Here is a 24,868-nt window from a genome sequence, read left to right as displayed (position 1 = left end):
GGGCTGAGAGGCGAGGGCTGCGCCGTGGCGGCTACGTCGTGAGGACGATCTTGCCGAACACGTCGCCCGACTCCAGCTTCGCGAATCCTTCACGGGCCCGGTCCAGCGGCAGCGTCTCGTCGATCACCGGACGGAGCCCGGTCGCCGCGCAGAAGGACAGCAGGTCCTCCAGCTCGTCCTTCGAGCCCATGGTCGAGCCGACCACCTTGAGCTCGAGGAAGAAGATCCGGGTCAGCTCGGCGTGCGCCGGGCGGTCGCCGCTGGTGGCACCGGAGATGACCAGGGTGCCGCCGGGGCGCAGGGACTTGACGGAGTGCGACCAGGTGGCCGCGCCGACCGTCTCGATGACGGCGTCGACCCGCTGGGGGAGCCGCGCGCCGGGCTCGTAGGCCTCCACGGCGCCCAGTTCGACCGCGCGCTTGCGCTTGGCCTCGTCCCGGCTGGTCGCGAAGACCCGCAGGCCCGCCGCCTTGCCGAGGGCGATGGCGGCGGTGGCGACTCCGCCGCCGGCGCCCTGGACCAGGACGGAGTCGCCGGGGCGGACCCCGGCGTTGGTGAAGAGCATGCGGTAGGCGGTGAGCCACGCGGTGGGCAGGCAGGCGGCCTGCTCGAAGGAGAGCTCGGGGGGCTTGCGCAGGACGTTCCAGGCGGGGACGGTGACCTGCTCGGCGAAGGTCCCCTGGTAGCGCTCGGTCAGGATCGAGCGGGGCTCGTCGGGTCCGACCCCGTGGCCGGTCTGGCCGATGACGGAGTGCAGGACGACCTCATTGCCGTCCTGGTCGATCCCGGCGGCGTCGCAGCCGAGGATCATGGGGAGTTTCTCCTCGCCGAGGCCGACTCCGCGCAATGACCACAGGTCGTGGTGGTTGAGGGAGGCGGCCTTGACGTTCACGGTCACCCAGCCGGGGCGGGCCTGCGGGGCGGGGCGGTCGCCCAGCTCGAGGCCGCTCAGCGGCTGGTCACGGTCGATTCGGGCGGCGTAGGCAGCGAACATGGCCGCGACGCTACCGCTCGGTAGCCCTGGGATCCAGGCCTTGCCGCGGCCCGGCGGCCCGGGGGCGGGTGTCCGGATGCCCGGCCCAGCGGGCGGCCGTACGGGCGCGTTGCGGGGTCGGGCCCTGCGGGGGCTGCCCCCTACCCGCCCTTCCACCGTTCCCCGGGGCTCCGCCCCGGACCCCGCGCCTCAAACGCCGGCGGGGCTGGATGGTGCCGCCGGCGGGGCTGGGAAGGCAGCGGGGCCCGGCCGGAATGGTTCCGGCCGGGCCCCGCTGTCGTATCGATCCGCGCGGCGGCTACGCCAGGCGGGCCACTCCGTCGGCCTTCGCCGCCGCGGCGACCGCGGCCGTGACGGCCTCGGCGACGCGCGTGTCGAACGGCGACGGGATCACGTACTCGGCGGTGAGCTCGTCGTCCGCGACGACACCGGCGATGGCGTCGGCGGCCGCGATCTTCATGTTCTCCGTGATCCGGGAGGCCCGGACCTTGAAGGCACCCGCGAAGATGCCCGGGAACGCCAGCACGTTGTTGATCTGGTTCGGGAAGTCCGAGCGGCCCGTGGCCACGACCGCCGCGTACTTGTGCGCGACGTCGGGGTGGACCTCCGGGTTCGGGTTGGCCATGGCGAAGACGAAGCAGTCCTTCGCCATCGTCGCCACCGCGGCCTCGGGGACCGTACCGCCGGAGACGCCGATGAAGACGTCCGCGCCCGCGAGGGCGTTCTCCAGGGAACCGGTCTGGCCGGTCTTGTTCGTCAGGCCCGCGATCTCCGCCTTGACGTCCGTCAGGTCCGAGCGGTCGGCGGAGACGACGCCCTTGCGGTCGGTGACGCACACGTCGCCGATGCCCGCGTCCACGAGGATCTTGGCGATCGCGATGCCCGCCGCGCCCGCGCCCGAGATCACGGCACGGAGGTCGGCGAGGGTGCGACCGGTGAGCTTCGCGGCGTTGCGCATGGCGGCCAGCGTCACGATGGCCGTGCCGTGCTGGTCGTCGTGGAAGATCGGGATGTCCAGGGCTTCCTGGAGGCGCCGCTCGATCTCGAAGCAGCGGGGGGCGGAGATGTCCTCCAGGTTCACCCCGCCGAAGGACGGCGCGAGGCGGATCACGGTCTCGATGATCTCGTCCGTGTCCTTGGTGGCGAGCGCGATCGGAACCGCGTCGACGCCACCGAACTGCTTGAAGAGAATGGCCTTGCCCTCCATCACGGGGAGGGAGGCTTCCGGCCCGATGTCACCGAGTCCGAGCACGGCCGTACCGTCGGTGACGACGGCGACCACGTTGGACTTCCAGGTGTACTCGTTCACGAGCTCGGGCTGCTCGGCAATGGCGCTGCAGACCTTCGCAACGCCGGGCGTGTACGCCAGGGACAGGTCGTCCTTGTTGTGGACCGGCACGGTGGCCACGATGGCCATCTTGCCGCCCCGGTGCAGTGCGAACACCGCATCGGGGTTGTTGTCCGTCACGCTGTCGCTGCGAGGATTGACGATCTCCGCTGCCACTGTCTTAACCCCTTAAGTCTTTGAATCGTTGAGGGTGGCCACTCCTGGTTAAGGGGTGGGCGGGCACCGCGTCCGTACTCCGCGTCGACGGTTTGGCCCGTCGCCGCGAAGTGGGAGGTTTCGTACGCGCGGGCGCGCCGCACGCGCGCCCTGAGCCCCGGATGAGGGGTGTAAGGATCTGTTCTACCCGAAGAACGCTCACCCAGACGAGTCGATTCCCCTTCGACCATAGGTTGCTTGCCCCGGTTTTGGCGAAAAGTCCAAACCTTCGCGTCCGATAGGCGAGACGCGCCGCAAAAACTACGGTGAAAACGCCTGGTCGCAGCGTTTAGTGCGGCCTTGAAGGCCCTTCCCCGCAGGGCTGTTGGGTGCCGGGGGGTGTCCGTTATCCGATTTTGACCTGACGGGCACCCTGAATGTCTCAGTCCGAATGGCAAGATGCCGTAATCACACAAGGTCGCGACACTCGATGGTGCGTGCTCGACCGCTCTCGGACGCGTTTTTCCCCACTGCCGGAGGAATCAGCTCATGACCGCAAGCACCACCCGTCGTACGACCGCCACCCGGTCCCGGATCGCCGCGGTCGGCGCCATCGCGGTCGCCGGCGCCCTGGTCCTCACCGGTTGTGGTGACCAGACCAAGAAGAACGACGGCGGCAGCTCGAAGACCAACAGCGCCCCGCTCTTCTCGGCCCTGCCGAAGAAGATCCAGGACGCGGGCGTCGTCAAGGTCGGCACGGACGCGGCGTACGCCCCGATGGAGTTCACCGAGGGCGGCAAGATCGTCGGCGTCGACCCCGACATCGCCGATGCGCTGGGCAAGCAGCTCGGTGTGAAGTTCGAGTTCACCGCGGGTGCCTTCGACGGCCTGATCACCTCGATCTACACCGGCCGCCAGGACGCGATCATGTCCTCGGTCACCGACAACGAGAAGCGCCAGAAGGGCCTGGACGACTCGGGCAAGCAGATCGGCAAGGGGATCGACTTCGTCGACTACTTCTCCTCCGGCGTCTCGCTCCTCGTCAAGAAGGGCAACCCCGAGGGCATCAAGTCCCTGGACGACCTGTGTGGCAAGACCGTCGCCGTCCAGCGCGGCACGATCTACGAGGACACCTTCAAGGCGCAGGCCACGAAGTGCGGTGACAAGAAGCTCACCATCGAGGCCTTCGACACCGACGCCGAGGCCCAGACCCGCGTCAAGGCCGGCGGCGCCGTGGCCGACCTGAACGACTTCCCGGTCGCCGCGTACATCGCGAAGACCTCGGGCGGCGGCAACGACTTCGAGGTCGGCGGCGCGCAGAGCGACGTCGGTCTCTTCGGCATCGGCGTCAGCAAGGAGAACACCCAGCTGCGCGACGCCCTGAAGCAGGCGCTCGACGCGATCATCAAGGACGGCTCCTACGCCAAGGTCCTGGAGAAGTGGAATGTCAAGGACAGCGCGGTCACGGCCGCCACGGTCAACGCAGGCAAGTGACCCTAGGAGACGTCCGGGCCCCTCGCGGCCCGGTGTTCCCGGTCCTGAGCTCCACTGAAGGGCAGTCATCGTGACTGACAAGATCGACAAGGGTCCGGCCGACAACCCGCCGGCCGGACCCGGCGCCCCGGGCACCCCGTACGAGCCCATCAAGGCGATCCCCGTCCGGCACTACGGCCGCTGGATCAGCGGTGTGGTGGTCGTCGGACTGCTCGCCTGGCTCGTCTACGCGTTCTCGCAGGGCAACATCATCTGGAAGACGGTCGGAGACAAGCTCTTCGACCCGTCGATCATCAGCGGCCTCGGCAACACGGTGATCATCAGCGTCTCCGCCATGGCCCTGGGTCTGATCCTCGGCATCCTCTTCGCGGTGATGCGGCTCTCCAAGAACCCGGTGACCAACTCCGTCGCCTGGCTCTACATCTGGTTCTTCCGCGGCACTCCGGTGTACGTGCAGCTGCTGGTGTGGTTCAACCTCTCGCTGATCTTCCAGTACATCGACCTCGGGCCGATCTACAAGCAAGAGACCGTCGTCCTCATGACCCCCTTCATGGTCGCCCTGCTGGGCCTCGGCCTGAACGAGGGCGCGTACATGGCGGAGATCGTGCGAGCGGGCATCCAGTCCGTGGACGAGGGCCAGGCGGAGGCCTCGCACGCGCTGGGCATGACGCAGACGCAGACCATGCGCCGGGTGATCCTCCCGCAGGCGATGCGCGTGATCATCCCGCCGTCGGGCAACGAGTTCATCAACATGCTGAAGACCTCGTCCCTGGTGTCCGCGGTCCAGTACACGGAGCTGCTGCGCGCCTCCTCGAACATCGGGTCCACGGCCGGCGCCATCATGGAGATGCTGTTCGTGGCCTCCATCTGGTACCTGGCCCTGACCAGCGTGTTCAGCGTCGGCCAGTACTACCTGGAACGCCGCTACGCGCGCGGTTCGCTGCGCTCCCTGCCGCCCACGCCGCTCCAGCGGCTGAAGGCGAACCTGAACATGTTCCGCCGTACGGAGGTGGCGAAGTGACCGCCCAGCCGATGGTCAAGGCCGAGGCCGTCCACAAGTCGTACGGCCCCGCCCACATCCTCCGGGGCATCGATCTCGAAGTCGCCCCGCGCGAGGTGTTCTGCCTGGTCGGCCCGTCCGGCTCCGGCAAGTCCACCTTCCTGCGCTGCATCAACCACCTGGAGCGGATCAACTCCGGGCGGCTCTCGGTGGACGGCCAGCTGGTGGGCTACCGCCAGAAGGGCGACAAGCTCTACGAGCTGAAGGACAGCGAGGTCGCGGCCCAGCGCCGGGACATCGGCATGGTCTTCCAGCGGTTCAACCTGTTCCCGCACATGACGGCCATCGAGAACGTCATGGAAGCCCCGGTCATGGTCAAGGGCGAGAGCAAGGCGGTCGCGCGGGCGCGCGCCGTCAAGCTCCTGGACCGGGTGGGCCTCGGAGACAAGGCCGGGAACTACCCGACCCAGCTCTCCGGTGGCCAGCAGCAGCGCGTGGCCATCGCCCGCGCGCTGGCCATGGAACCGAAGCTGATGCTCTTCGACGAGCCCACCTCGGCGCTCGACCCCGAGCTCGTCGGCGACGTCCTCGACGTCATGCGGGACCTCGCCGAATCGGGCATGACCATGATCGTGGTCACCCACGAGATGGGCTTCGCCCGCGAGGTCGGCGACAACCTCGTCTTCATGGACGGCGGTGTCGTGGTCGAGTCCGGCCACCCGCGCGAGGTCCTGGGCAACCCCCAGCACGACCGCACCAAGGCCTTCCTGTCCAAGGTGCTGTAGCTGCGGCTGTAGCTGCGAGGGGCGGTACGGATTCCCGTACCGCCCCTCGCGCGTTCTCCGGCGGGCCCTACTTCAGGCCCAGCACCAGCCCGTCCGACGGCGAGCGCCAGACCGTACGGGCCTCCGCGAAGCCGGCGGCGCGCAGCGTGGCCGCGTGCCAGGAGTCCGGCGGGGTGTCGCCGTCGGCGTGCTCCCCGTAGATCTCGAAGCGGGCCCTCGTCGGCTCGGCGAGCACCGGGTCGGCGGCCGCGAGCTGCCACCATTCGCGCCAGTCGAGCGCGCCGGCCTCCTTCGCCCGGTCCATGCCGCCGTGCCGGTGGGCGCGCTCGGCGGCGTTGATCCGGGGGGTGGCGGGGTCGGGCATGTGGTCGGCGTTCATGAACACCCCGCCGGTGCGCAGCAGCGGCGCGAGCTGCCCGTACAGGACGGCGAGCTCCTCGCTGGGCAGCCAGTGGAGCGCGGTGGCCGTCAGGATCGCGTCGTAGGAGTCGTGGGGGAGGGCCGCGCGCCAGTCGGGGTCCTTGAGGTCAGCGGTCACGAAGGTGACGCGGGGGTCGCCCGCGAAGTGGCCGCGGGCGATCGTCAACAACGCGGGGTCGAGATCGACGCCCGTACTGGTGGATTGCGGGAACCTCTTGAAGACGCGGTCCGTGATACTTCCAGTACCGCATGCGAGATCCAGCACCCGGGGGGCGGTGCCGACCAGTGCCTCCACCATGTCCAGCATCACCCGGAACCGCTCCTCGCGGTCGGGCATGTACCACTCCTGCTGCCGGTCCCAGCTGTCCTGCCATGCCTGCCAGTCGGCCGGTGCCGTGTCAGAGCGCGCCGTATCCGCCACGAAATCCTCCATGCGTAATACCCTCGAACCTGTCTCAGCCGCTACCGGAGACAATAATCCGCAGCCGTAAGGACTACAAGTGGAACTGGCCCATTACTCGGACTACGCCGTGCGCCTGGTCAACACCGAGGAGCCGGCCCGCAACAAGGACTTGCTGACTTCCGTGGACGCGGTCCGCGCGCTCTTCGGCACCAGCGTGCAGATGGCCCGCCGCGTCACGGACGGTGACGTCACCCGCTTCCGCAACGTCCGCGGCCGGCTCCGCGGCGTCTTCGAGGCCGCCGACGGCGGCGACCACGTCCTCGCCGTCGACCTGCTGAACTCCCTGCTGATGGAGTTCCCGGTCAGCCCGCAGGTCTCCGGCCACGAGACCATCGGCGAGCACGGCGGCCCCAACTGGCACATCCACCTGGCCGACCACCCCTCCAACGCCTCCGCCGGCTACGCCGCGATCGCGTGTTTCGGGCTGGCCTTCCACCTCACCGAGCACGGCCCTGGCCGGCTGGGCCTGTGCCAGGCGTCGCCCTGCCGCAACGCCTTCCTCGACACCTCCACCAACCGCTCCCGGCGCTACTGCTCCGACCGGTGCGCCACCCGCGCCAACGTCGCCGCCTACCGCGCCCGCAAGCGGCTGGAGGCCGAGGAGTCCGCCCGCAGCGGCCGCAGCGCCGAGGAGACCCAGGAGAGCCACGCCCTCAGCGAGCGGTGATCCTCCGTCGCGTGCTCCGGCCGCGGGCGCGGCCGGAAGCGCACCAGCGCGGTCGCCAGCACGAGCTCGTCGGGGACCGCCCCGTAGTCCGTGCTGTCGCCCGTCTCGTTGTACGGGTTGTCACCCAGCACCCACCAGCCGCCCGGCCGCCGCTCCGCCGCCCGCTTCACGACCAGCAGGTCCTGCTGGAACGGATGGCGCAGCACCACCACGTGGCCCGGCCGCACGGCGGCCCCGTAACGGACCAGCAGCTGGTCCCCGTTCTCCAGCGTCGGCGCCATCGAGGGGCCCGTCACCTCGACGGTTCCGATCCGCTTCAACGGCGACGTCCACTCCCGCGTCCGGCCGCGCGAGCGCGTGCTCCCCGCCATCCGTGACCTCCTCGCCCGGGCTCAGCCGGGTCCTCGTCCCACCCCGCATGCTGCCGCACTCTCCCGTACATTCGCTCACCGCCCCGGGCGCGGCACTGGACTTTTGTCCCAAGCCCACGGGGGCGCCCGCGAAATCACCTTTCTCACCGAGTAATCTCCCCCTTGAGAAGACGATCACGAGGAGGACAAACTCCATGCTTTCCCGCCTCTTCGCCCCCAAGGCGAAGGTCTCCGCCCACTGCGATCTTCCGTGCGGCGTGTACGACCCTGCCCAGGCCCGCATCGAGGCCGAGTCCGTCAAGGCCGTGCAGGAGAAGTACCAGGCCAACGACGACGCCGACTTCCGCGCGCGCGCCATCACCATCAAGGAGCAGCGCGCCGAGCTCGCGAAGCACCACGTCTCCGTGCTGTGGAGCGACTACTTCAAGCCGCCGCACTTCGAGAAGTACCCGCAGCTGCACACCCTGGTCAACGACACCCTGAAGGCCCTCTCGGCCGCCAAGGCGTCGAACGACCCGGCGACCGGCGCCAAGGCGCTGGAGCTCATCGCCGAGATCGACCGCATCTTCTGGGAGACCAAGGCCGCCTGATCCGGCTCTTCCAGCCTGATCGGCCTTGTCCCGAGGGACGATGACGAAGGGGCCCGGCCGCACCTGCGGCCGGGCCCCTTCGTCATCGCACCGGGCGTGCGGGGCGTCCTGCGAGTCCTAGGCGTCCTCGTCGTCGTCCTCGTCGTCCAGGCGGGCCAGCCAGGTGGCGAGGCGCTCCACCGGGACCTCGAAGTCCGGGTTCAGGTCGACGAAGGTGCGCAGCTGCTCGGCGAGCCACTCGAAGGTGACCTCCTCCTGGCCGCGCCGCTTCTCCAGCTCCTCGATGCCGCGATCGGTGAAGTACAAGTCGGGCTCCGTGCGGTGGTCGGGTGATCGGGTGTGCCCCGCCAGGATAATCCGCCCGGCGGGCACGGCCGGACTTGACCGCTTTCCGCCGTTCGCGGAGCTCGTCCCCCGGGCAGGGATGGAGCGTCCGCGGCGGGAGGAATGCATGGATCACCCGGAGCCGAGCGACGGCGTGCTGCGGGCGCTCGGTTCCACCGAGCCGTCCGCCGAGGGGACCGCGCTGGTGCGCGGCGTACGCAGGGCACGGCGGCTGGGGCTGCTGCGCGAACTGCGGGAGCTGCCCGGCCGCGCCCGCACCGGGGAGGCCGCCGAGCACTGGGCGCTGCTGGAGGAGGCCGGGCGCCGCGACCCCGGCGCGGTGGGCGACGTACTGCACTATCCGGCCACCGGTGTGTGGGCCGAGGAGACGCTGGACCGGCTGCGCGCGCGCCACGGACCGCCCGCCGACCTGGAACACCTCGGGGCGATCGCCGCCGCCGCGGCGCTGCGGGCCGGGATCGGCTTCAAGCTCACGCTGCGGCCCGCGCACGGACGCCTCGTACTGCCCACCCTCGGACTGCTGCGCCCCGACCGGTCCGGACCGCTGGCCCTGACCGAGGACTCCTGGGACCCCGGGAACCCGGTCGCGCTGGCCCTGCACGCCCTGCCCGACGGGCGGACCGCGCTCGACGACCTCGATCCGTACCGCGCCTCCGGGGCCGTGCACGCCGCCCGCCGGCTCACCCACAAGGGCCACAAGCGCTGGGACACCCAGTGGTCCGGCGCCCTCACGCTGCTGCGGCGCTACGACACCGCCCGCGCGGAGGAGGCCGGCTGCCTGCTGCGCTGCGTGGTCCCGCTGTCCGGCAGCTCCCGGGCCTTCGGCGGGACGCTCCCCGCGGCGGCCGGCTCCGTACTGGCCCGGACCCAGCCGCCGCCCGCGCTGGCCGCGACCCTCGTGCACGAGGTGCAGCACGGGAAACTGGCGGCCCTGGCGCAGGCCATCCCCCTGCACACCGCAGACCGCTCCGCGCGGTACTGGGCCCCCTGGCGGGCCGATCCACGGCCACTGGAGGGGCTCCTGCGGGGCGCGTACGCGCATCTGGCGCTGGCGGGCTACTGGCAGCGCGCGGCGCTCTACGGGGCCCGGGGGGCGTGGGCGCAGCACGCGCGGATCCGGGCGCAGGTGGCGGTCGCCCTGCCGGTGCTCCAGGGGTGCGCGGAACTCACCGCCGGGGGGCGGGTGTTCGTGGACGCGATGGTGTCGGCCGAGCGGGACATGGACGCGGTACCGCCGCCGGGGGGTCAGCACGCGGTGGCCCGGGCCGGGGTGGAGCGGGACCGCGCGGCGTGGTGCGCGGCGCACCCGAACCTGGCCCCGTACGCGGGCGGCTGACGGGCCGGCGTGCCTGCGGGGTCCGGGCCGGAGCCCCGGGAACGGAGCGGGCAGCCGGAAGGCCCGGCCCCACGAGGGGCCGGGCCTTCCGCCGTTCGAGCCGGCGCCGTGCTTACGCCTCGAAGACCTCCGTCAGGAGGAGCTGCTGCTCCGCCTGGTGGCGCTTGGCCGAGCCGACCGCCGGGGACGAGCCGTGCGGACGGGAGATCCGCCGCAGGCGCTCGCCGGCCGGGATGTCCGCGCCGACCGCCAGGTCGAGGTGGTCGATCAGGTTCAGCGCGATGAACGGCCACGCACCCTGGTTCGCCGGCTCCTCCTGGGCCCAGATGTACTTCGCCGCGTTCGGGAACTTGGCGATCTCCGCCTGGAGCTCCGCACCCGGCAGCGGGTACAGCCGCTCGATGCGGATGATCGCGGTGTCCGTGATGCCGCGCTTCTCCCGCTCGGCCTCCAGGTCGTAGTAGACCTTGCCCGCGCAGAACACGACCTTGCGGACCGCGTTCGGGTCCACGGTGGAGTCACCGATGACCGGACGGAACGAACCGGTCGTGAACTCCTCCGCCTTGGACGCCGCCGCCTTCAGACGCAGCATCGACTTCGGGGTGAAGACGATGAGCGGCTTGTGGTGCGGGTTGTGGACCTGCCACCGCAGGAGGTGGAAGTAGTTCGACGGGAGGGTCGGCATCGCGACCGTCATGTTGTCCTGCGCGCACATCTGCAGGAAGCGCTCGGGACGCGCGGACGAGTGGTCCGGGCCCTGGCCCTCGTAGCCGTGCGGCAGCAGGAGCGTGACGCCGGACGTCTGGCCCCACTTCTGCTCGGCCGAGGAGATGAACTCGTCGACGACGGTCTGGGCGCCGTTGACGAAGTCACCGAACTGGGCCTCCCAGAGGACCAGCGCGTCCGGGCGGGCCAGCGAGTAGCCGTACTCGAAGCCCATGGCCGCGTACTCGGAGAGCAGCGAGTCGTAGACGTTGTAGCGGGCCTGGTCGTCCGAGAGGTAGAGCAGCGGGGTGTAGTCCTCGCCCGTCTCCCGGTCGATGAGGACCGCGTGGCGCTGGCCGAACGTGCCGCGGCGGGAGTCCTGGCCGGACAGCCGGACCGGGGTGCCCTCCATCAGCAGCGAACCGAAGGCCAGGGTCTCGCCCATGCCCCAGTCGATGGTGCCGTCGTCGATCATCGCCGCGCGGCGCTGCAGCTGCGGCAGCAGACGCGGGTGGACGGTGACGTTGTCCGGGATGTTGACCTGGGCCTCGGCGATCCGCTTGACGACCTCCTGGGAGATCGCGGTGTTCACGAAGACCGGGAACTCCTGCGCGACCTGGGCGGGCGCCACCGGGGCGACCGCGGGCTGCGTGGCGGCCTCGCGGACCTCCGCGAAGACCTTCTCCAGCTGGCCCTGGAAGTCCTGGAGCGCCTGCTCCGCCTCTTCCAGGGTGATGTCGCCGCGACCGATGAGGGACTCGGTGTACAGCTTGCGCACCGAGCGCTTCTTGTCGATCAGGTCGTACATCAGCGGCTGGGTGAACGCCGGGTTGTCGGACTCGTTGTGCCCGCGGCGGCGGTAGCAGATGAGGTCGATGACCACGTCCTTGTTGAACGCCTGACGGAACTCGAAGGCGAGCCGCGCGATGCGGACCACGGCCTCCGGGTCGTCGCCGTTCACGTGGAAGATCGGCGCCTCGATCATGCGGGCCACGTCGGTCGCGTACATCGACGAACGCGAGGACTCCGGGGCGGCGGTGAAGCCGACCTGGTTGTTGATGACCACGTGCACGGTGCCACCGGTGCGGTAGCCGCGCAGCTGCGACATGTTCAGCGTCTCGGCGACCACACCCTGGCCGGCGAAGGCCGCGTCACCGTGCAGGGCGACGGGCAGGACCGTGAAGTCCGTGCCGCCCTTGTTGATGATGTCCTGCTTGGCGCGGACCACGCCCTCCAGGACCGGGTCCACCGCCTCCAGGTGCGAGGGGTTGGCGACGAGCGAGACCTTGATCTGCTCGCCGTCCAGGCCGGTGAAGGTGCCGTTGGCGCCCAGGTGGTACTTGACGTCGCCGGAGCCGTGCATGGACTTCGGGTCGAGGTTGCCCTCGAACTCGCGGAAGATCTGCGCGTACGACTTGCCGACGATGTTCGCGAGCACGTTCAGCCGGCCGCGGTGGGCCATGCCGATCGCGACCTCTTCGAGGCGGGCCTCGGCGGCCGAGTCGATGACGGCGTCGAGCAGCGGGATGACGGACTCGCCGCCCTCCAGGGAGAAGCGCTTCTGGCCGACGTACTTCGTCTGCAGGAAGGTCTCGAAGGCCTCCGCCGCGTTGAGGCGGCGCAGGATCCGCAGCTGCTCCTCGCGCTCCGGCTTGGAGTGCGGGCGCTCGATGCGGTCCTGGATCCAGCGGCGCTGCTTCGGGTCCTGGATGTGCATGAACTCGACGCCGGTGGTGCGGCAGTACGAGTCGCGCAGCACGCCGAGGATGTCGCGCAGCTTCATCATCGACTTGCCGGAGAAGCCGCCGACCGCGAACTCGCGCTCCAGGTCCCACAGGGTGAGGCCGTGCTCGGTGATGTCGAGGTCGGGGTGCTTGCGCTGCTTGTACTCCAGCGGGTCGGTGTCGGCCATGACGTGGCCGCGGACCCGGTAGGAGTGGATCAGCTCGAAGACGCGGGCGGCCTTCGTGACGTCGTCGTCGTGCGAGGCGTCGATGTCCCGGAGCCAGCGGACCGGCTCGTACGGGATGCGCAGCGCCTCGAAGACGTCGTCGTAGAAGCCGCTCTCGCCGAGCAGCATGTTCGCGACGACGCGCAGGAACTCGCCGGAGGCCGCGCCCTGGATGACCCGGTGGTCGTAGGTCGAGGTCAGGGTCATGACCTTGGAGATGCCCAGCTTGTTCAGGGTGTCCTGCGAGGTGCCCTGGAACTCGGCCGGGTAGTCCATGGAGCCGACGCCCATGATGACCGACTGTCCGGGCATCAGGCGGGGCACGGAGTGGACGGTGCCCAGGCCGCCGGGGTTGGTCAGCGAGACGGTGACGCCGGTGAAGTCGTCCATCGTCAGCTTGCCGATGCGGGCCCGGCGGACGATGTCCTCGTAGGCCTGCCAGAACTCGAAGAAGTTGAGGGTCTCGGCCTTCTTGATGCCGGCGACGACGAGCTGGCGGTCGCCGTTGGGCTTCACCAGGTCGATCGCGAGGCCGAAGTTGATGTGCTCCGGCTTGACCAGGGTGGGCTTGCCGTCCTTCTCCGCGAAGGAGTAGTTCATCGACGGCATGGCCTTGATGGCCTGCACCATCGCGAAGCCGATGAGGTGGGTGAAGGAGATCTTCCCGCCCCGGGCACGCTTCAGGTGGTTGTTGATGACGATGCGGTTGTCGAACAGCAGCTTCACGGGGACGGCGCGGACGGACGTGGCCGTCGGCACTTCCAGCGAGGCGTTCATGTTCTTGACCACGGCAGCCGCCGGGCCGCGGAGCGTCACCAGTTCGGGGCCCGTGGGGGCCTCGGTGGCGGGCGCGGCCTTCTGGGGGGCTACGGAGGCGGAGGAGGGGGCGGCGGCCTGAGCCGGGGCCTGGGAGGCGGGGGCAGCCGGTGCGGCGGCGGCCGGGGCCTGGGAGGTGACAGTCACAGCAGGGGCACCAGAGGGGGTGGCAGGTACAGGGGCAGGAGCTGACACGGGCGTCGTGGGTGCGGCGACCGGGGTGGCGGGCGTGGCGCCCGCCGCCCCCGTGGCGGCGGCGTCGGAAGCCCGCGGAGCCACGGCGGTGACGGGGGCGGCGGCCTGTGCGGAGGCGCCGTCCGTCGTCGTCGTGGCGGGGGTGGTGGGCCGGTCCGTGGGCTTATCCGCCTTCACCGGAGCGACAGCGCCACCCGGCTTGTAGTCGGCGAAGAAGTCCCACCAGGCCCGGTCGACCGAGTTCGGGTCCTGGAGGTACTGCTGATAGATCTCGTCGACGAGCCACTCATTGGCGCCGAAGCCTGGGGCGGGGTTCTTCCCGCCTCCTCCTGCTTCGGTCGTGGTGCTCGAGTTACTGGGGGACTGTGGCGACACGGCGGCAACCGCCCTCTTCCGCTTCACAAGGTATGGACAGCGGGAATAAAGGCTACGCCTCCCGGGCCGTGAGATGCAGACCGGGCGGGACTTACGTCGCGTAGGTCACATCGAACGGCGGGTTTCACCACCTGGAATGGCGGGAAACAAGCGTGGTTCGGGCAGGAGGCACCGCGGTTGCGGCCCCCTTGGCTTCGCACCCCTGACGGACCACGGCCCCTGTGGCCGAGATCATGTCCTTCCCACTCGAACCCTACGTCAACCGGGCGCCTGCGAGCTGCCCGGAAGTGTGACGAGGATGCGGCAGCCCCGAGACGATTCGGCCACACCGATGTGCCCGCCGTGCAGCCCGACGGCCCAGCGGGCGATGGCCAGGCCCAGTCCCGTACCGCCGTCGCCGCCCCGCGCGCTGCCCCGGTTGAACCGCTCGAAGACCCGGCGGCGCTCCGCCTCCGGAATTCCGGGACCTTCGTCCCGCACTTCCAGCTCCAGGCTCCCGGGCGCGTCGCCCGCCCGGGCACTGACCGTGACCCGGCCGTGCGGGGGGCTGTGCTTGACCGCGTTGTCGATCAGGTTCGCCACCACCTGGTGCAGCCGCTCGGCGTCCGCGTACGCCGCCAGCTCCGGCGGGAACACGTCCAGGTGGAGGTGGACGTCGTTGCGGGTGTGCCCGCCCGAGCCCGAGGTCAGCCCCGGCCGGCCGGCCGCCGCCAGCCCCGACTCCTTCAGCACCCCCGACAGGTACGGCCACACCTCGAAGCGGCGGGCCCGCAGCGGCACCACCCCGTTGTCGACGCGGGACAGGTCCAGCAGCGTCTCCACCAGCCGCCCGAGCCGCTCGGTCTGCTTCAGGGCCGTGCGCATGGTCTCGGGATCGGCGGCCGAGACCCCGTCCACCACGTTCTCCAGTACCGCCCGCAGGGCCGCGATCGGAGTGCGCAGCTCGTGCGAGACGTTGGCGACGAGCTCCTTGCGGTGCCGGTCCACCGCCTCCAGGTCGTCCGCCATCAGATTGATGGTGGAGGCCAGGTCGCCCAGCTCGTCGCGGCGGCCCGCCCCGCGCACCCGGCGCGTGTAGTCCCCGTGGGATATCGCCCGCGCCACCGTGGTCATGTCGTCCAGCGGCGCCGTCAGGCTGTGCGCCACGAACTGCGTGATCAGCATCGAGGCGATCACCGAGAACACGGTGATGAAGCGGACCTCCGTGGCGGTGCGCATCGCCACCATCAGCAGGCCCGTGGTGATGAAGACCGACACCACGACGAGCGTGCCGAGCTTCGTCTTGATCGAGAACGGCGAGAAGGGCCGCAGCACCCCGGGAGGCCGGTGCCCGGGCGACCGGTGGCCGCTCACGGCTGCGCCGGGGTCTCCAGGGCGTACCCGACGCCGTGGACCGTACGGATCCGCTCGGCGCCGATCTTCCGCCGCAGCGCCTTGATGTGGCTGTCGACCGTACGGGTCCCGGACGCGTCGGCCCAGTCCCACACCTCGGCGAGCAGCTGCTCCCGGGAGAGCACCGCCCGCGGGGTGCCGGCCAGGCACACCAGCAGGTCGAACTCGGTCGGCGTCAGGTGCACGTCCTCGCCGTGCACCCGGACCCGGCGCTGCGCGTGGTCGATCTCCAGATCGCCCAGGCGCAGGGTGGCCCCGCGCGGGGCGTGCGCGGCCACGTTGGCCCGCTCCACCCGGCGCAGGAGCACGTGGACCCGCGCGGCCAGCTCGCGCATCGAGAAGGGCTTCGTCATGTAGTCGTCGGCGCCGACCCCGAGGCCGACGAGCATGTCGGTCTCGTCGTCCCGGGCGGTCAGCATCAGCACCGGAACCGGCCGCTGCGCCTGGACCCGGCGGCAGACCTCCAGGCCGTCGAAGCCGGGCAGCATCACGTCCAGCACGAGCAGCTCCGGCAGCCAGCCCTCGGCGGCGGCGACGGCCGCCGGACCGTCCGCGGCCGTCTGCACCTGGAAGCCTTCGGCGCGCAGCCGGGCCGCGATCGCCTCGGCGATGGTGTGGTCGTCCTCGACGACGAGCACCCGGCGCTGCGCGCCGGGGGTGGCCGCGGCGCCGTTGTGGGTGGTGGTGTGCGTCTGTTCCATGTCCCGCCCCTGAAGATCCCGCGTGGTAGGGGTGCAGCGTAGAGGAGCGGCCGGCCCCCGGCTATGACGGGTTCACCGTGCGGGCCCCGGGCGCAGCCCGGGGCCACCGTGCGGGGTTACGCGGGAAGGGTCAGGCCGTGGCCGTGCGGGAAGACGGGGTCGGCGGTGTCGTTCGGCACGTCCGGGCGGGACGCGGCGACGGCCGCCATCGAGCGCGGGAGCTCGAAGGGCAGCCGCCCCCCGGCGACGGCCCGGCCGAAGGCCACGTCCAGGAGGGCGGCGTCCGAGGCCCCGTAGTCCGCGACCAGCGCGCCCGCGTGCTCCGCGATCTCGGGGATCACCGCGGCCCGCTCCAGGTTGATGCAGACCAGGGTGGGGACGGTGGAGAGCAGCGCCAGGATCTCCGCGAGCTCCGGCTCCGGGAAGGCCAGCGAGCCCGAGTGGAAGAAGGACTCGAAGACGTTGCTCCGGGGCTCGTGCGGCGTGCGCAGCCGCAGCACCGCCAGATCTGCCCCGGCCGGGTCGGACACCAGTTCTCCGTACTCGGCGGCGACGGCCTCGTCCACGCCCTTGACGTACAGCTTCGGCCTGCCGGAGAGGGGGAGGAGGCCGGCGGGGTTCGTGAGCACCGTCAGGGAGCGCCGCTGGGCCGCTGCCCCGGCCGCCGCGAAGTCGGCCCGGCCGACCGTCTCCGCAGCCGCGTCCGGGTCCACGTACGGGTTCTCGAACAGGCCCAGGACGAACTTCTCGCGCAGCAGGCGGCGTACCGACTCGTCGATGCGGGATTCCGGGATCCGGCCCGAGCGGACCAGCTCCACGATGACCTCGGGGCACTGCTCGCCGCCGAACTGGTCGGAGCCCGCCTCCAGCGAGCGGGCCGCCCGCTCGGCGGTGCTCAGGTGCTCCAGGCCCCAGGCGCGGGCCGGGTGCGCCTCACCGAAGATCACCGAGTCCGTGAGCAGGCCCCAGTCGGTGCAGACGATGCCCTGGAAGCCGAGCTCCTCGCGGAGCAGGCCGGTGACGACGCCCTTGTTGAAGCCGAAGCCGACCTCTTCCCAGTCGGTGCCGATGGGCTGGCCGTAGTACGGCATCATCTGCGCGCAGCCGGCCGCGATGGCCGCCTTGAACGGCTCCAGGTGGTGCTCGCGCATCCCGCCCGGGTAGACCTGCTCCTTGCCGTGCGCGAAGTGCGGGTCCTCGCCGTCCTTCTGCGGGCCGCCGCCCGGGAAGTGCTTGACCATCGCGGAGACCGAGCCCGCGCCGGGCGTTTCGCCCTGCAGGCCGCGCACGTAGGCCTGGACGAGCTCGCCCGTCAGTTTCGCGTCCGAGCCGAAGGTGCCCGACTGGCGCGCCCAGCGCGGCTCGCTGGCCAGGTCGATCTGCGGGTGCAGGGCGACGCGGAAGCCGACGGAGAGGTACTCGCGCCGGACGGTGTCGGCGAACTCGAAGACCAGCTCCGGGTCGCCGATCGCGGCGAGGCCGATGGCCTCGGGCCAGGCGGAGAAGGCACCGGCGTTGAAGGAGGCGCCGACGTTGTCGGTGAAGGAGTGCCGGGGGTCGGTGGACAGGGTCACCGGGATGCCGAGGCGGGTGCCGGCGGCCATCTTCTGGACGGTGTTCTGCCACGTGGCCATCTCGCGGGCGCCGTAGCTGCCGAGGAGGTTGAAGTGGGTGAGGGAGCGGCCCTCGATCAGCTCGGGGGTGGTGAACGGGAGGATCGAGCCGTCGGTCTCGGTGACCGGGGTGCCGTCCGGATTCATCATCAGCATGGAGTGGAAGAGCTGGCCGGCCTTCTCCTCCAGGGTCATCCGGGAGAGCAGGTCCTCGACGCGGTCGTCGACGGGGAGGGCGGCGTCCTTGTACGGGAGGGGGCGGGCGGCGGGGGTCGCGGTCATTGCCGGGCTCCTGGGAGGGGTGGGGCGGGCGTGGGCGTGGGCGAGGGCGAGGGGGTGGGGGTGCGGGTGGGTACGGGCGATCGCGCGGCGGTGTCAGGTGCCAGGTGCGGGGTTGCGCGAAGGGCCGCCCGGGCGGGCACCGACGGGCGGACCGGCTGGACGGGGGTGTCGTCGGTCGCCGCGGTGGTAGGGGTGGGGAGGTGGGGGTGCCGTTGTGGTTCCGGCTCGGGGGGACCGGTTGGTCGGGGGTGTCGTCGGTCGCCGGGGTGGTGGGGCTGGGGAAGTGGAGGCGCTTTGTCGCTCCCGCTGTGGTCGGCCCCGTAGGCGCCCCGGTGGGCGTCCCGCTCCGCTGGTGGCGATGTCGCGGGCGTCGGGACGAGTGGCTGTGGAAGCGGTCGGGAGAGCCGGTGGGGGAGCAAGCGGGCAGAGGGCGGCGGCGAGGTTCAGGGGCGCCCGTGTCCCGATTGCCCTCGTGTCGCTGACCGCGGTCTCCGGGCGGGCGATCAGCCCGGCGGGGGTGGGGACTGCGGGGTGCCGGCGGGGGTGGTGCCGGCGGTGGTGCCCGTGGGCCGGGTCGGGGCGGTGGCCCGATCCGGTCGGTCCGGGGCGTCGCGTACGCCTCCGGCGTCCTGCGTGAGCTGCATGGGGGACTCCAGCGTCTCCGGGGCGACCTCGTCGCCGACCCGGCGTTTTCACCGTAGGGGTGAAAACCATGCACCCACTAGGTTTTCGTCGAGTGACCTGGGTCACCCCTTGCGGGTGGCCGGAAACGGGCGGAAACGGACTGCGCCCGGCCGTCTCCTCCACGTCCTGTCGGCCGAGCCCGCGGTGCCCGCCTTGCCGCGCACGCCAAGGCGGAGGGGCACGCCGGCCCACTGGACGTAATCGGGCGCCCCGGCGGCGCGGCCGGGTGCGGTGCCGGGCGCCGCGGGCCCGGCAAGATCGGAAAGGGACGGCCTAGGGTGGGCGCCATGGCACAGGACAAGGGCCGCACGGCCCCCAGGGCAGCCGCCGGCCGGGGCACGTACGCGGTGGGCGACGCCCGTCGCCAGAAGATCCTCGACACCGCCGTCGAGCACTTCGCGCAGTGGGGCTTCAACGCCTCCTCGCTGTCCCGGATCGCCACCGACTGCGGGATCACCCAGGGCGGGCTGCTCCACCACTTCCGCGGCAAGGAGGACCTGCTGCTGTCGGTCCTGGCGCAGAGCGAGCAGCACGACGTGGAGCGGCTCTTCAGCAGGCCCGCCGAGGAGGTCCCCTCGGTCGCCGCGCACTTCGCCGCCGTCGTCGCCCTCGCCGCGGACAATGCCCGCAGGCCCGGCCTCGTGCGGATGTACAACACGCTGGTCGGGGAGTCCGGGAACCAGGGCCACCCCGCGCACGACTACTTCCGGCAGCGCTACGCCCGGGTCCTCGGCTACAGCGTCGACCTGCTGAGGGCGGGGGTCGCGCGCGGCGAGGTACGGGTGGGGACGGACTGCGAGGCCGTCGGCCGCGAGATCCTCGCCGTGATGGACGGATTCCAGATCCAGTGGGTCCTGGACCCGGAGGGCGTGGACATGGCGGTCCTGCTGCGCGCGTACCTGGACCGGAGGCTACGGGAGATCACGGTGGCGGGGACGGGACTGTAGGGGGGACCGGGCGGACCGGGCGGACCGGGCGGACAGGGCGGACCGGGCAGGGCGGGCCCGCCGGCTCCGGAGGCGACGCCTGCCGGCGCGGTCGGCGTCGGGGCCGGCGGCCCGTGCGCGGTCGCGGGACCCGGGCCGGTTCGGTGGCACCAGGGCCGGGGCCGCTGTCGGGGTGGTCGGGAGCGGTCGGGAGCGGTCGGGGTGGTCGCTCAGCGGGGTTCGAAGGGCGGCAGGGCGGCCAGGACCTTTTGCAGTGGCTGCGGCAGCGTGGTCTGGTCGGCCGCGACCTCGTAGCCGGCGTGGCGGAAGGCGTACGTGAACGCGTCGATGGCGGGCCGGTCGGGCTTCGAGATCCGGGGCAGATGGGGGAAGTCCGCCTCCTGCAGCGCGGTGCGCAGCTTCGCGAGGGACGCTGCCGGGAGCGTGTCGTGGTCGACCGTCGCGGCCTTCGCGTCGAGCCGCAGGAACGATCCGTCTTCCCTGATGATCAGGGTGCTGGCCTTCCCCGTGATGCCGCCGCTGCGGGTGACCGCGACGAGGGTGGCCTCCGAGGTGGGGGGCGAACCGCCAGGCGTTGGCTGTGTGGCGGTGGCGGTGGCGCCGGTGCCGGGGCTCTGGCTCTGACCGGAGCTCTGCCCGGGGGACGGCGCGCCCGTGCCCGTCGCCGAAGGAGTACTCGCGCCCGTGGTCGTCCCGGGCGTCGGGGAGGCCCCGTGCTTCGCCCCGCCGGACGAGCAACCGCCCAGGGCCGCCGCCGCGGCCAGCGCCACGGTCGCCGCCGTCAGGCCGACTCGCCATCCGCGTGCTCGCACGTCCCACCCCCACAGGTATCCCGCTCGAACCCCGAGTATGGAGTCAGCACCACCCGCACGGATAGCACCCGGAGGCCGACATCCGCCGCTTCGCCCTTTGGCGCTGGCTGCCGCCACTCGCCGCCGTCGCCCTCGGCCTCTGGGGACTTGCGCGCGGCGGCTCCGCGTGGCGCGACGAGTCCGTCACCTGGCAGGTCGCGCACCGGCCGCTCGGCGGGCTCTGGGAACTGCTCGGCCAGGTGGACGCCGTGCACGGCCTCTACTACGCACTGATGCACGCGGTGTTCGCGGTGTCCGCGGCGTTCGGGCCGGCGGGCGGCGCGGGCGGCGGCATCGGCACCGGCGCCGACCTGTGGGCCCTGCGCCTCCCGTCCGTGGCCGCCACCGCCCTGGCCGCCGCCGGGGTGGCCGCCGTGGCCCACCGGCTGGCGGGGGACCGGAGCGGGGACGACGAGGCTGGTGGGGTTGATGGCGATGGCGATGGCGATGGCGATGGCCGGGGCCGTGACCGGGGCCGTGATCCGGCCGGGCGGGGCGGCCACCGGGATCGGGTCGCCCTGCTGGCCGGGCTCGGGTACGCCGCGTTGCCGCCCGTGCAGATGTACGCCCAGGAGGGGCGCTCGTACGCCCTCGTCGCCGCGGCCGTCGTCTGGGCGACCTACCTGATGCTGCGCGAGCGGTGGGTCGCCTACGCCGTGGTCCTGCTGCTGGGGTGCTGGCTGCACGAGTTCGCCGTACTGGCGCTGCCCGCGCACGCGTTCGCCGCCCGGCGGTCGCGCGGCTGGCGGCTCGCCGCCGGGGCCGTGGTGGCCGGGCTGCTGCCGCTCGCCCTGGTCAGCGCGCGGCAGGCGCAGCAGCAGCTGGGCTGGCTCGGGCGGCCGGGCTGGCAGGACTGGGCGGCGTACGGGGTGGTCGCGGCCGTGGCGCTGCTCCTGGCCCGGCGGGGGGTCGCACGGGAACTCCTACGCGTCGCGCTGCCGCTGACGCTGCTGCCGCCGGGGGTGCTGCTGACGGTCTCGCTGGTGCACCCCTGGTACGTGGACCGGTACGTCCTCTACTCGCTCGCCGGCCTCGCCCTCCTCGCGGGGGCACGGCTCGCGGCGGTGCGGGGGTGGGTGCCGTGGCTGCTGGTCGGAGTCCTCCTGGTACCCCTCGGGTTCTGGTCCGCGTGGCTGCGCACTCCCGAGAGCCGCAAGGACGACGTCCCGGCCGTCGCGGCGGCCGTCCACGAGCTCGCGCGCCCGGGCGACGCGGTGCTCTTCCTCCCCTCGCGGCGGCGGGAATGGCTGCTGTCCTCGCCGGAGGTCTACGGCTCCCTGCGCGACCTGGCTTTGTCCCGCACCCCGGCGGCTTCGCGGAGCCTGCAGGGCGTGGAGCGGAGTCCGGAGGGGATCCAGGAGGCGCTGCTGGACCCGGCGGTCGGGCGGGTGATCGTACTGCTGGACCCGGCGGGGGAGCCGGTGGACGGCTACCCGGCGGAGGCGGTGAAGCGCCAGACGCTGGTCTCCGCCTTCGACCTGTGCTCGGTGACGGAGGTCCGGGGCGCCCGGGTGGCCCTCTTCGCCCGGCCGGGCACCTGCGGGGAGCAGGCCGCCCGATCCGGAGCGGCGGCCGTTGGGCCGGTTGCTGCCGGCGAACCCTTTCTGCGGTTCCCGTCCAGGTGACATCGCGTGCCCGGGGATTCTCCCGGAGGTGTGGTGGGCCGGACCGTGGGGTTGTTCCCCACCTGGGAGATGGAGAGTTCCCGTGTCCGCAGTCACCCGGAGGACCGCCACGGCCGCGGCGGCGGCCCTGGCCGGTGTCGCCGTGGCGTGTCCCGCCCGGGCCGGTCCCCTCCGGACCACCGGCGCGGCATCGTGGCGTGCCCAGGAGCCGCCCGCGGTGTTCGCGGAGCCGGGCCGGCACACGCTGGTCCTGCCCGGGCCCGGCCCGAGCGACAGCCAGGGCGCCGGAGGCGAAGGCGAATCCATCGACGTCAATGGGGACGTGAGGCCCGCGCTCACGGGCGCCACCGGATTCGTAGCGGTCACCTGGACCACCGGCTGCTCAGCCGCCCGAGCCCGTGGCACCTGCGGGGGCGGATCCGCTCGAGCGAACGGATCCGTACCCGCACGGCCGCGGTCGGTGCCGGACCCCGGAGAGCGGCTTCTCCTAGGGCGCCTCGCCCACACCCGTCGGCAAGTGGCGGAAGGACCAGGAGTGCAGCGACGCCAGACGCACCGTCCGCTCGCGCGGCGCGCCGTGTCCGGGACCGAAGTACGGGCCGCAGCCCTGCAGCGAGACCAGGTGGGCGACGTAGCTCCCGGCGGTGCGCGGCACGCGGTGGGCCCGGACGCGGAATCCGCCGGAGGCGTCGGCGGGTTCGATGAGCGCGGGCAGGTCGTGCAGGGGCGCTATCACCTCGGTGAAGGTCTCCCGCGCCATCTCTAGTATTCGGCAGGGTGAGGCATCGTCGCTCCAATGGTCCGGCGCGGTACGGGATTCCGTGTCGCGGCAGACGAGCACCGCCAGCCACGGGACGCTGAGCGGTGTACCGGCGGTGTCCCGTTCACAGGGCGGCGGTGCGCCGTGCAGTACGACTTGGGGTGCCACCGTGCTGAAATCTCCGCTGCTTCCGTCGTGGGGCAGCACCTCGTCGATCGCCCCTGGCCCGATCCCGATCCGGGTCCCGACCCCGCTCCCGATTCCGCGAAACGGCGTTCCGTCCGTGTTTCCCTCCTCGGCGCCCATCACCGGTTCCTTCCTCTGAGCCGGGGAACGGCGCTCTGCCGGCCCGGATGGGGTCAGCATCAGGTGCCGCAACCGCCGGTACCACCCGTCCCCGCGGTCGTATGGCCGTCTCATTTCGAATCACTGGACTCGGTCGCTGTGGATCTCGTGGAACGGCTGGTGCCCGATGAGATGTGGAACCTCTTCCAGCGCGTCGTGCCCTGCCATCCCAAACGCCGCCAAGGCGGCGGGCGACGCCGCTACGGAGACCGCGAGGTCTTGGCCGCCATCGTGTTCGTGACGACCTCCGGGTGTTCCTGGCGCCAGCTCCCGCCCTCTTTTGGGCCGTCCGGACCGACCGCGCACAGACGGTTCACCGAATGGACCCGGGCCCGCGTCTGGCCCAGGCTCCGGCACCTCATCCACCGGGAAGAGCACACACGGGACCTGCGCCAGTGGCAGCGCACCGTCATCCGCTCCCTGGCCCTGCGCAGCCGCCCCGCCGGGCGGCCCGGCAGGGCGACCGGCCGGAACCCCTGGCGCGGACTTGACCAAATGAGACGCACCCGCCGAACCGTGAAACGCGGTGAACCCCGGCCCGCGGAGGCCCCGAAGACGATGCGGTGCGGTGGCGCGGCTTCACCCATCCGGGGGACTCACAGCCAGGCCACCAGGGTTGAACCGGGCATCCGCCCCCCGCCGTGACCGTGCCGACCCCCGGGAGTCGATGGGTGGCGGGCGGAGTGGGGCGAGGTGGGGGGGCGTAGGAGGATGGGGGCGAGGGCCGGTGAGTGGGGGGCCCGTTCGTCAATGCCGGAGGTGGCTCATGGCCGTTGCCCGTTCTCTCGCACTGCCCGGGCCGCTCGTCGGGGGCGACTGGCTCGCCGAGCGCCTCGGCGCACCCGGGCTGGTCGTCTTCGACGCATCCGTCGGGGCGCACCGCGACGCGGACCGGCGCATCCCGGGGGCGCGGCCCTTCGACCTCGACGGTGCGCTGTCCGACCACGAGGCCGCCGCCCCGCACACCATGCCGGGCGCCGCCGCCTTCGCCGGGGCGATGCGCGCCCTCGGCGTCGAAGACACCAGCACGGTCGTCGCGTACGACGGCGCCGGGATCTATTCCAGCGCCCGCGCCTGGTGGATGCTCCGGGCCATGGGCTTCGACCGGGTCGCCGTCCTCGACGGCGGGCTGCCCGCGTGGGTCGCCGCCGGACGGCCGGTGGAGGAACACGGACCGGCGTACGAGGGCCCGCGCGGCTCCTTCACGGCCCGCCCCCGCGCCGGGCTGCTGGTGGACGCCGCCACCGTCGCGGCGGCCCTGGCCGATCCGGCCGCGGCGGTGCTCGACGCCCGTACCCGCGAGCGGTTCGCCGGTACCGCCCCGGAGCCCCGAGCGGGCCTGCGCGGCGGCCACATGCCGGGCGCGGTGAGCCTCCCCTTCGGCGAACTCCAGTGCCCCGACGGCCTGATGCGCCCCGCCACCGAGCTGCGCGAGGCCTTCGGCGCCGCGGCGGGGGAGCGGGAGCGGCTGTACTTCAGCTGCGGCTCCGGGGTCACGGCGTGCGTACTGGCGCTCGGCGCGGATCTCGCCGGCTACGGGGACCTCGCGGTGTACGACGGCTCCTGGAGCGAGTGGGGCATGCCCTCCCCGGACCGACCGGTGGTCCAGGGCCCCTAGACCGTCTCTTTCGGATCTTGTCGGTCGGCCCGGCAAGATCCGAAAGAGACGGCCTGGGCC

Annotated in this window: 22 protein-coding genes; 10 read left to right on the top strand and 12 right to left on the bottom strand. The window is 72.0% G+C overall.

Annotation, left to right across the window (positions count from 1 at the left end):
* Nucleotides 1-31: 31 nt before the first annotated feature.
* Together OG904_RS08470 and OG904_RS08465 are read right to left on the bottom strand one after the other, a co-directional pair.
* Nucleotides 32-994 (bottom strand): zinc-binding dehydrogenase, encoded by a 963-nt coding sequence (locus OG904_RS08470; protein ID WP_405488933.1) that lies wholly within the window; start codon nucleotides 992-994, stop codon nucleotides 32-34.
* A 298-nt stretch (nucleotides 995-1,292) separates the two neighbouring features.
* Nucleotides 1,293-2,498, bottom strand: coding sequence for an NADP-dependent malic enzyme (locus tag OG904_RS08465; protein WP_405488931.1), 1,206 nt, complete (start codon nucleotides 2,496-2,498; stop codon nucleotides 1,293-1,295).
* A 528-nt stretch (nucleotides 2,499-3,026) separates the two neighbouring features.
* Between OG904_RS08465 and OG904_RS08460 the strand changes: the two genes are divergently transcribed.
* The 3 genes from OG904_RS08460 to OG904_RS08450 all read left to right on the top strand — a co-directional run bounded on the left by OG904_RS08460 (nucleotide 3,027) and on the right by OG904_RS08450 (nucleotide 5,756).
* A complete protein-coding gene (locus OG904_RS08460) occupies nucleotides 3,027-3,971 on the top strand; it encodes an ABC transporter substrate-binding protein (protein WP_405488929.1) in 945 nt (314 codons plus the stop codon).
* Nucleotides 3,972-4,041: 70 nt separating this feature from the next.
* Entirely contained in the window at nucleotides 4,042-4,992 is a 951-nt protein-coding gene (locus OG904_RS08455) for an amino acid ABC transporter permease (protein WP_405488927.1), read from the top strand.
* 11 nt (nucleotides 4,993-5,003) lie between these two features.
* Nucleotides 5,004-5,756 (top strand): amino acid ABC transporter ATP-binding protein, encoded by a 753-nt coding sequence (locus OG904_RS08450; protein WP_384662888.1) that lies wholly within the window; start codon nucleotides 5,004-5,006, stop codon nucleotides 5,754-5,756.
* Nucleotides 5,757-5,823: 67 nt separating this feature from the next.
* On the opposite strand, the gene OG904_RS08445 is transcribed toward OG904_RS08450, so the two are convergent.
* Complete coding sequence (locus OG904_RS08445) at nucleotides 5,824-6,513, bottom strand: class I SAM-dependent methyltransferase (RefSeq protein ID WP_405497870.1); 690 nt, start codon at nucleotides 6,511-6,513, stop codon at nucleotides 5,824-5,826.
* A gap of 163 nt (nucleotides 6,514-6,676) precedes the next feature.
* Between OG904_RS08445 and OG904_RS08440 the strand changes: the two genes are divergently transcribed.
* Nucleotides 6,677-7,306 (top strand): CGNR zinc finger domain-containing protein, encoded by a 630-nt coding sequence (locus tag OG904_RS08440; protein ID WP_405488925.1) that lies wholly within the window; start codon nucleotides 6,677-6,679, stop codon nucleotides 7,304-7,306.
* Here OG904_RS08440 and sodX read toward each other — a convergent pair.
* Nucleotides 7,210-7,677 (bottom strand): nickel-type superoxide dismutase maturation protease, encoded by a 468-nt coding sequence (gene sodX, locus OG904_RS08435; RefSeq protein WP_405488923.1) that lies wholly within the window; start codon nucleotides 7,675-7,677, stop codon nucleotides 7,210-7,212. The two genes, OG904_RS08440 and sodX, sit on opposite strands and share 97 nt — an antisense overlap.
* Before the next feature lie 194 nt (nucleotides 7,678-7,871).
* On the opposite strand from sodX, the gene sodN reads away from it, so the two are divergent.
* Nucleotides 7,872-8,267, top strand: a complete 396-nt coding sequence (sodN, locus tag OG904_RS08430) for a superoxide dismutase, Ni (RefSeq protein WP_030709803.1) — start codon at nucleotides 7,872-7,874, stop codon at nucleotides 8,265-8,267.
* A 117-nt stretch (nucleotides 8,268-8,384) separates the two neighbouring features.
* Here the strand turns inward: sodN and OG904_RS08425 are convergent, their stop codons facing one another.
* The gene (locus tag OG904_RS08425; RefSeq protein ID WP_405488921.1) at nucleotides 8,385-8,573 is read right to left on the bottom strand and encodes a DUF6104 family protein; all 189 of its coding nucleotides are present in this window, start codon (nucleotides 8,571-8,573) and stop codon (nucleotides 8,385-8,387) included.
* A 145-nt stretch (nucleotides 8,574-8,718) separates the two neighbouring features.
* On the opposite strand from OG904_RS08425, the gene OG904_RS08420 reads away from it, so the two are divergent.
* Nucleotides 8,719-9,948 (top strand): aKG-HExxH-type peptide beta-hydroxylase, encoded by a 1,230-nt coding sequence (locus OG904_RS08420; RefSeq protein ID WP_405488919.1) that lies wholly within the window; start codon nucleotides 8,719-8,721, stop codon nucleotides 9,946-9,948.
* A gap of 112 nt (nucleotides 9,949-10,060) precedes the next feature.
* On the opposite strand, the gene OG904_RS08415 is transcribed toward OG904_RS08420, so the two are convergent.
* The 5 genes from OG904_RS08415 to OG904_RS08395 form a co-directional block, all read right to left on the bottom strand.
* A complete protein-coding gene (locus OG904_RS08415; protein WP_405488917.1) occupies nucleotides 10,061-13,990 on the bottom strand; it encodes a multifunctional oxoglutarate decarboxylase/oxoglutarate dehydrogenase thiamine pyrophosphate-binding subunit/dihydrolipoyllysine-residue succinyltransferase subunit in 3,930 nt (1,309 codons plus the stop codon).
* Nucleotides 13,991-14,248: 258 nt separating this feature from the next.
* Nucleotides 14,249-15,304, bottom strand: coding sequence for an ATP-binding protein (locus tag OG904_RS08410; protein ID WP_405497868.1), 1,056 nt, complete (start codon nucleotides 15,302-15,304; stop codon nucleotides 14,249-14,251).
* A gap of 35 nt (nucleotides 15,305-15,339) precedes the next feature.
* Nucleotides 15,340-16,083, bottom strand: coding sequence for a response regulator transcription factor (locus tag OG904_RS08405; RefSeq protein ID WP_405488915.1), 744 nt, complete (start codon nucleotides 16,081-16,083; stop codon nucleotides 15,340-15,342).
* Nucleotides 16,084-16,199: 116 nt separating this feature from the next.
* Nucleotides 16,200-17,978 carry a glycoside hydrolase family 3 protein gene (locus OG904_RS08400; protein WP_405488913.1) on the bottom strand — a complete coding sequence of 593 codons (1,779 nt, stop codon included), beginning with the start codon at nucleotides 17,976-17,978 and terminating at the stop codon, nucleotides 16,200-16,202.
* 503 nt (nucleotides 17,979-18,481) lie between these two features.
* A complete protein-coding gene (locus tag OG904_RS08395; RefSeq protein WP_405488911.1) occupies nucleotides 18,482-18,622 on the bottom strand; it encodes a hypothetical protein in 141 nt (46 codons plus the stop codon).
* A gap of 327 nt (nucleotides 18,623-18,949) precedes the next feature.
* Here OG904_RS08395 and OG904_RS08390 point away from each other — a divergent pair, with 327 nt between their 5' ends.
* A complete protein-coding gene (locus OG904_RS08390) occupies nucleotides 18,950-19,609 on the top strand; it encodes a TetR/AcrR family transcriptional regulator (RefSeq protein WP_405488909.1) in 660 nt (219 codons plus the stop codon).
* Nucleotides 19,610-19,818: 209 nt separating this feature from the next.
* Here OG904_RS08390 and OG904_RS08385 read toward each other — a convergent pair whose 3' ends face one another.
* Nucleotides 19,819-20,421 (bottom strand): hypothetical protein, encoded by a 603-nt coding sequence (locus OG904_RS08385; RefSeq protein ID WP_405488907.1) that lies wholly within the window; start codon nucleotides 20,419-20,421, stop codon nucleotides 19,819-19,821.
* 239 nt (nucleotides 20,422-20,660) lie between these two features.
* Here OG904_RS08385 and OG904_RS08380 point away from each other — a divergent pair, with 239 nt between their 5' ends.
* Nucleotides 20,661-22,085, top strand: coding sequence for a hypothetical protein (locus tag OG904_RS08380; protein ID WP_405488905.1), 1,425 nt, complete (start codon nucleotides 20,661-20,663; stop codon nucleotides 22,083-22,085).
* A 487-nt stretch (nucleotides 22,086-22,572) separates the two neighbouring features.
* Here OG904_RS08380 and OG904_RS08375 read toward each other — a convergent pair whose 3' ends face one another.
* Nucleotides 22,573-22,845 (bottom strand): hypothetical protein, encoded by a 273-nt coding sequence (locus OG904_RS08375; protein WP_405488903.1) that lies wholly within the window; start codon nucleotides 22,843-22,845, stop codon nucleotides 22,573-22,575.
* Nucleotides 22,846-22,881: 36 nt separating this feature from the next.
* On the opposite strand from OG904_RS08375, the gene OG904_RS08370 reads away from it, so the two are divergent.
* Together OG904_RS08370 and OG904_RS08365 are read left to right on the top strand one after the other, a co-directional pair.
* Nucleotides 22,882-23,835 carry a transposase gene (locus OG904_RS08370; protein ID WP_405488901.1) on the top strand — a complete coding sequence of 318 codons (954 nt, stop codon included), beginning with the start codon at nucleotides 22,882-22,884 and terminating at the stop codon, nucleotides 23,833-23,835.
* Nucleotides 23,836-23,956: 121 nt separating this feature from the next.
* Nucleotides 23,957-24,808, top strand: a complete 852-nt coding sequence (locus OG904_RS08365) for a sulfurtransferase (protein ID WP_405488899.1) — start codon at nucleotides 23,957-23,959, stop codon at nucleotides 24,806-24,808.
* The last annotated feature ends 60 nt before the right edge of the window (nucleotides 24,809-24,868 follow it).

It is taken from the genome of Streptomyces sp. NBC_00096 (assembly GCF_045041305.1).
Taxonomy (GTDB): domain Bacteria; phylum Actinomycetota; class Actinomycetes; order Streptomycetales; family Streptomycetaceae; genus Streptomyces.
The sequence above is the reverse complement of the archived record's forward strand: the minus strand, read 5'-3'. Positions and strand labels throughout refer to the sequence as shown.

Bases quoted from the DNA above. Each gene is read 5' to 3' on its own strand.
- OG904_RS08470 (WP_405488933.1), bottom strand. From the start codon at position 994: ATGTTCGCTGCCTACGCCGCCCGAATCGACCGTGACCAGCCGCTGAGC.
- OG904_RS08460 (WP_405488929.1), top strand. From the start codon at position 3,027: ATGACCGCAAGCACCACCCGTCGTACGACCGCCACCCGGTCCCGGATC.
- OG904_RS08450 (WP_384662888.1), top strand. From the start codon at position 5,004: ATGGTCAAGGCCGAGGCCGTCCACAAGTCGTACGGCCCCGCCCACATC.
- OG904_RS08445 (WP_405497870.1), bottom strand. From the start codon at position 6,513: ATGCCCGACCGCGAGGAGCGGTTCCGGGTGATGCTGGACATGGTGGAG.
- sodX (WP_405488923.1), bottom strand. From the start codon at position 7,677: ATGGCGGGGAGCACGCGCTCGCGCGGCCGGACGCGGGAGTGGACGTCG.
- sodN (WP_030709803.1), top strand. From the start codon at position 7,872: ATGCTTTCCCGCCTCTTCGCCCCCAAGGCGAAGGTCTCCGCCCACTGC.
- OG904_RS08420 (WP_405488919.1), top strand. From the start codon at position 8,719: ATGGATCACCCGGAGCCGAGCGACGGCGTGCTGCGGGCGCTCGGTTCC.
- OG904_RS08405 (WP_405488915.1), bottom strand. From the start codon at position 16,083: ATGGAACAGACGCACACCACCACCCACAACGGCGCCGCGGCCACCCCC.
- OG904_RS08400 (WP_405488913.1), bottom strand. From the start codon at position 17,978: ATGACCGCGACCCCCGCCGCCCGCCCCCTCCCGTACAAGGACGCCGCC.
- OG904_RS08395 (WP_405488911.1), bottom strand. From the start codon at position 18,622: ATGCAGCTCACGCAGGACGCCGGAGGCGTACGCGACGCCCCGGACCGA.
- OG904_RS08390 (WP_405488909.1), top strand. From the start codon at position 18,950: ATGGCACAGGACAAGGGCCGCACGGCCCCCAGGGCAGCCGCCGGCCGG.
- OG904_RS08375 (WP_405488903.1), bottom strand. From the start codon at position 22,845: ATGGCGCGGGAGACCTTCACCGAGGTGATAGCGCCCCTGCACGACCTG.
- OG904_RS08370 (WP_405488901.1), top strand. From the start codon at position 22,882: ATGGTCCGGCGCGGTACGGGATTCCGTGTCGCGGCAGACGAGCACCGC.
- OG904_RS08365 (WP_405488899.1), top strand. From the start codon at position 23,957: ATGGCCGTTGCCCGTTCTCTCGCACTGCCCGGGCCGCTCGTCGGGGGC.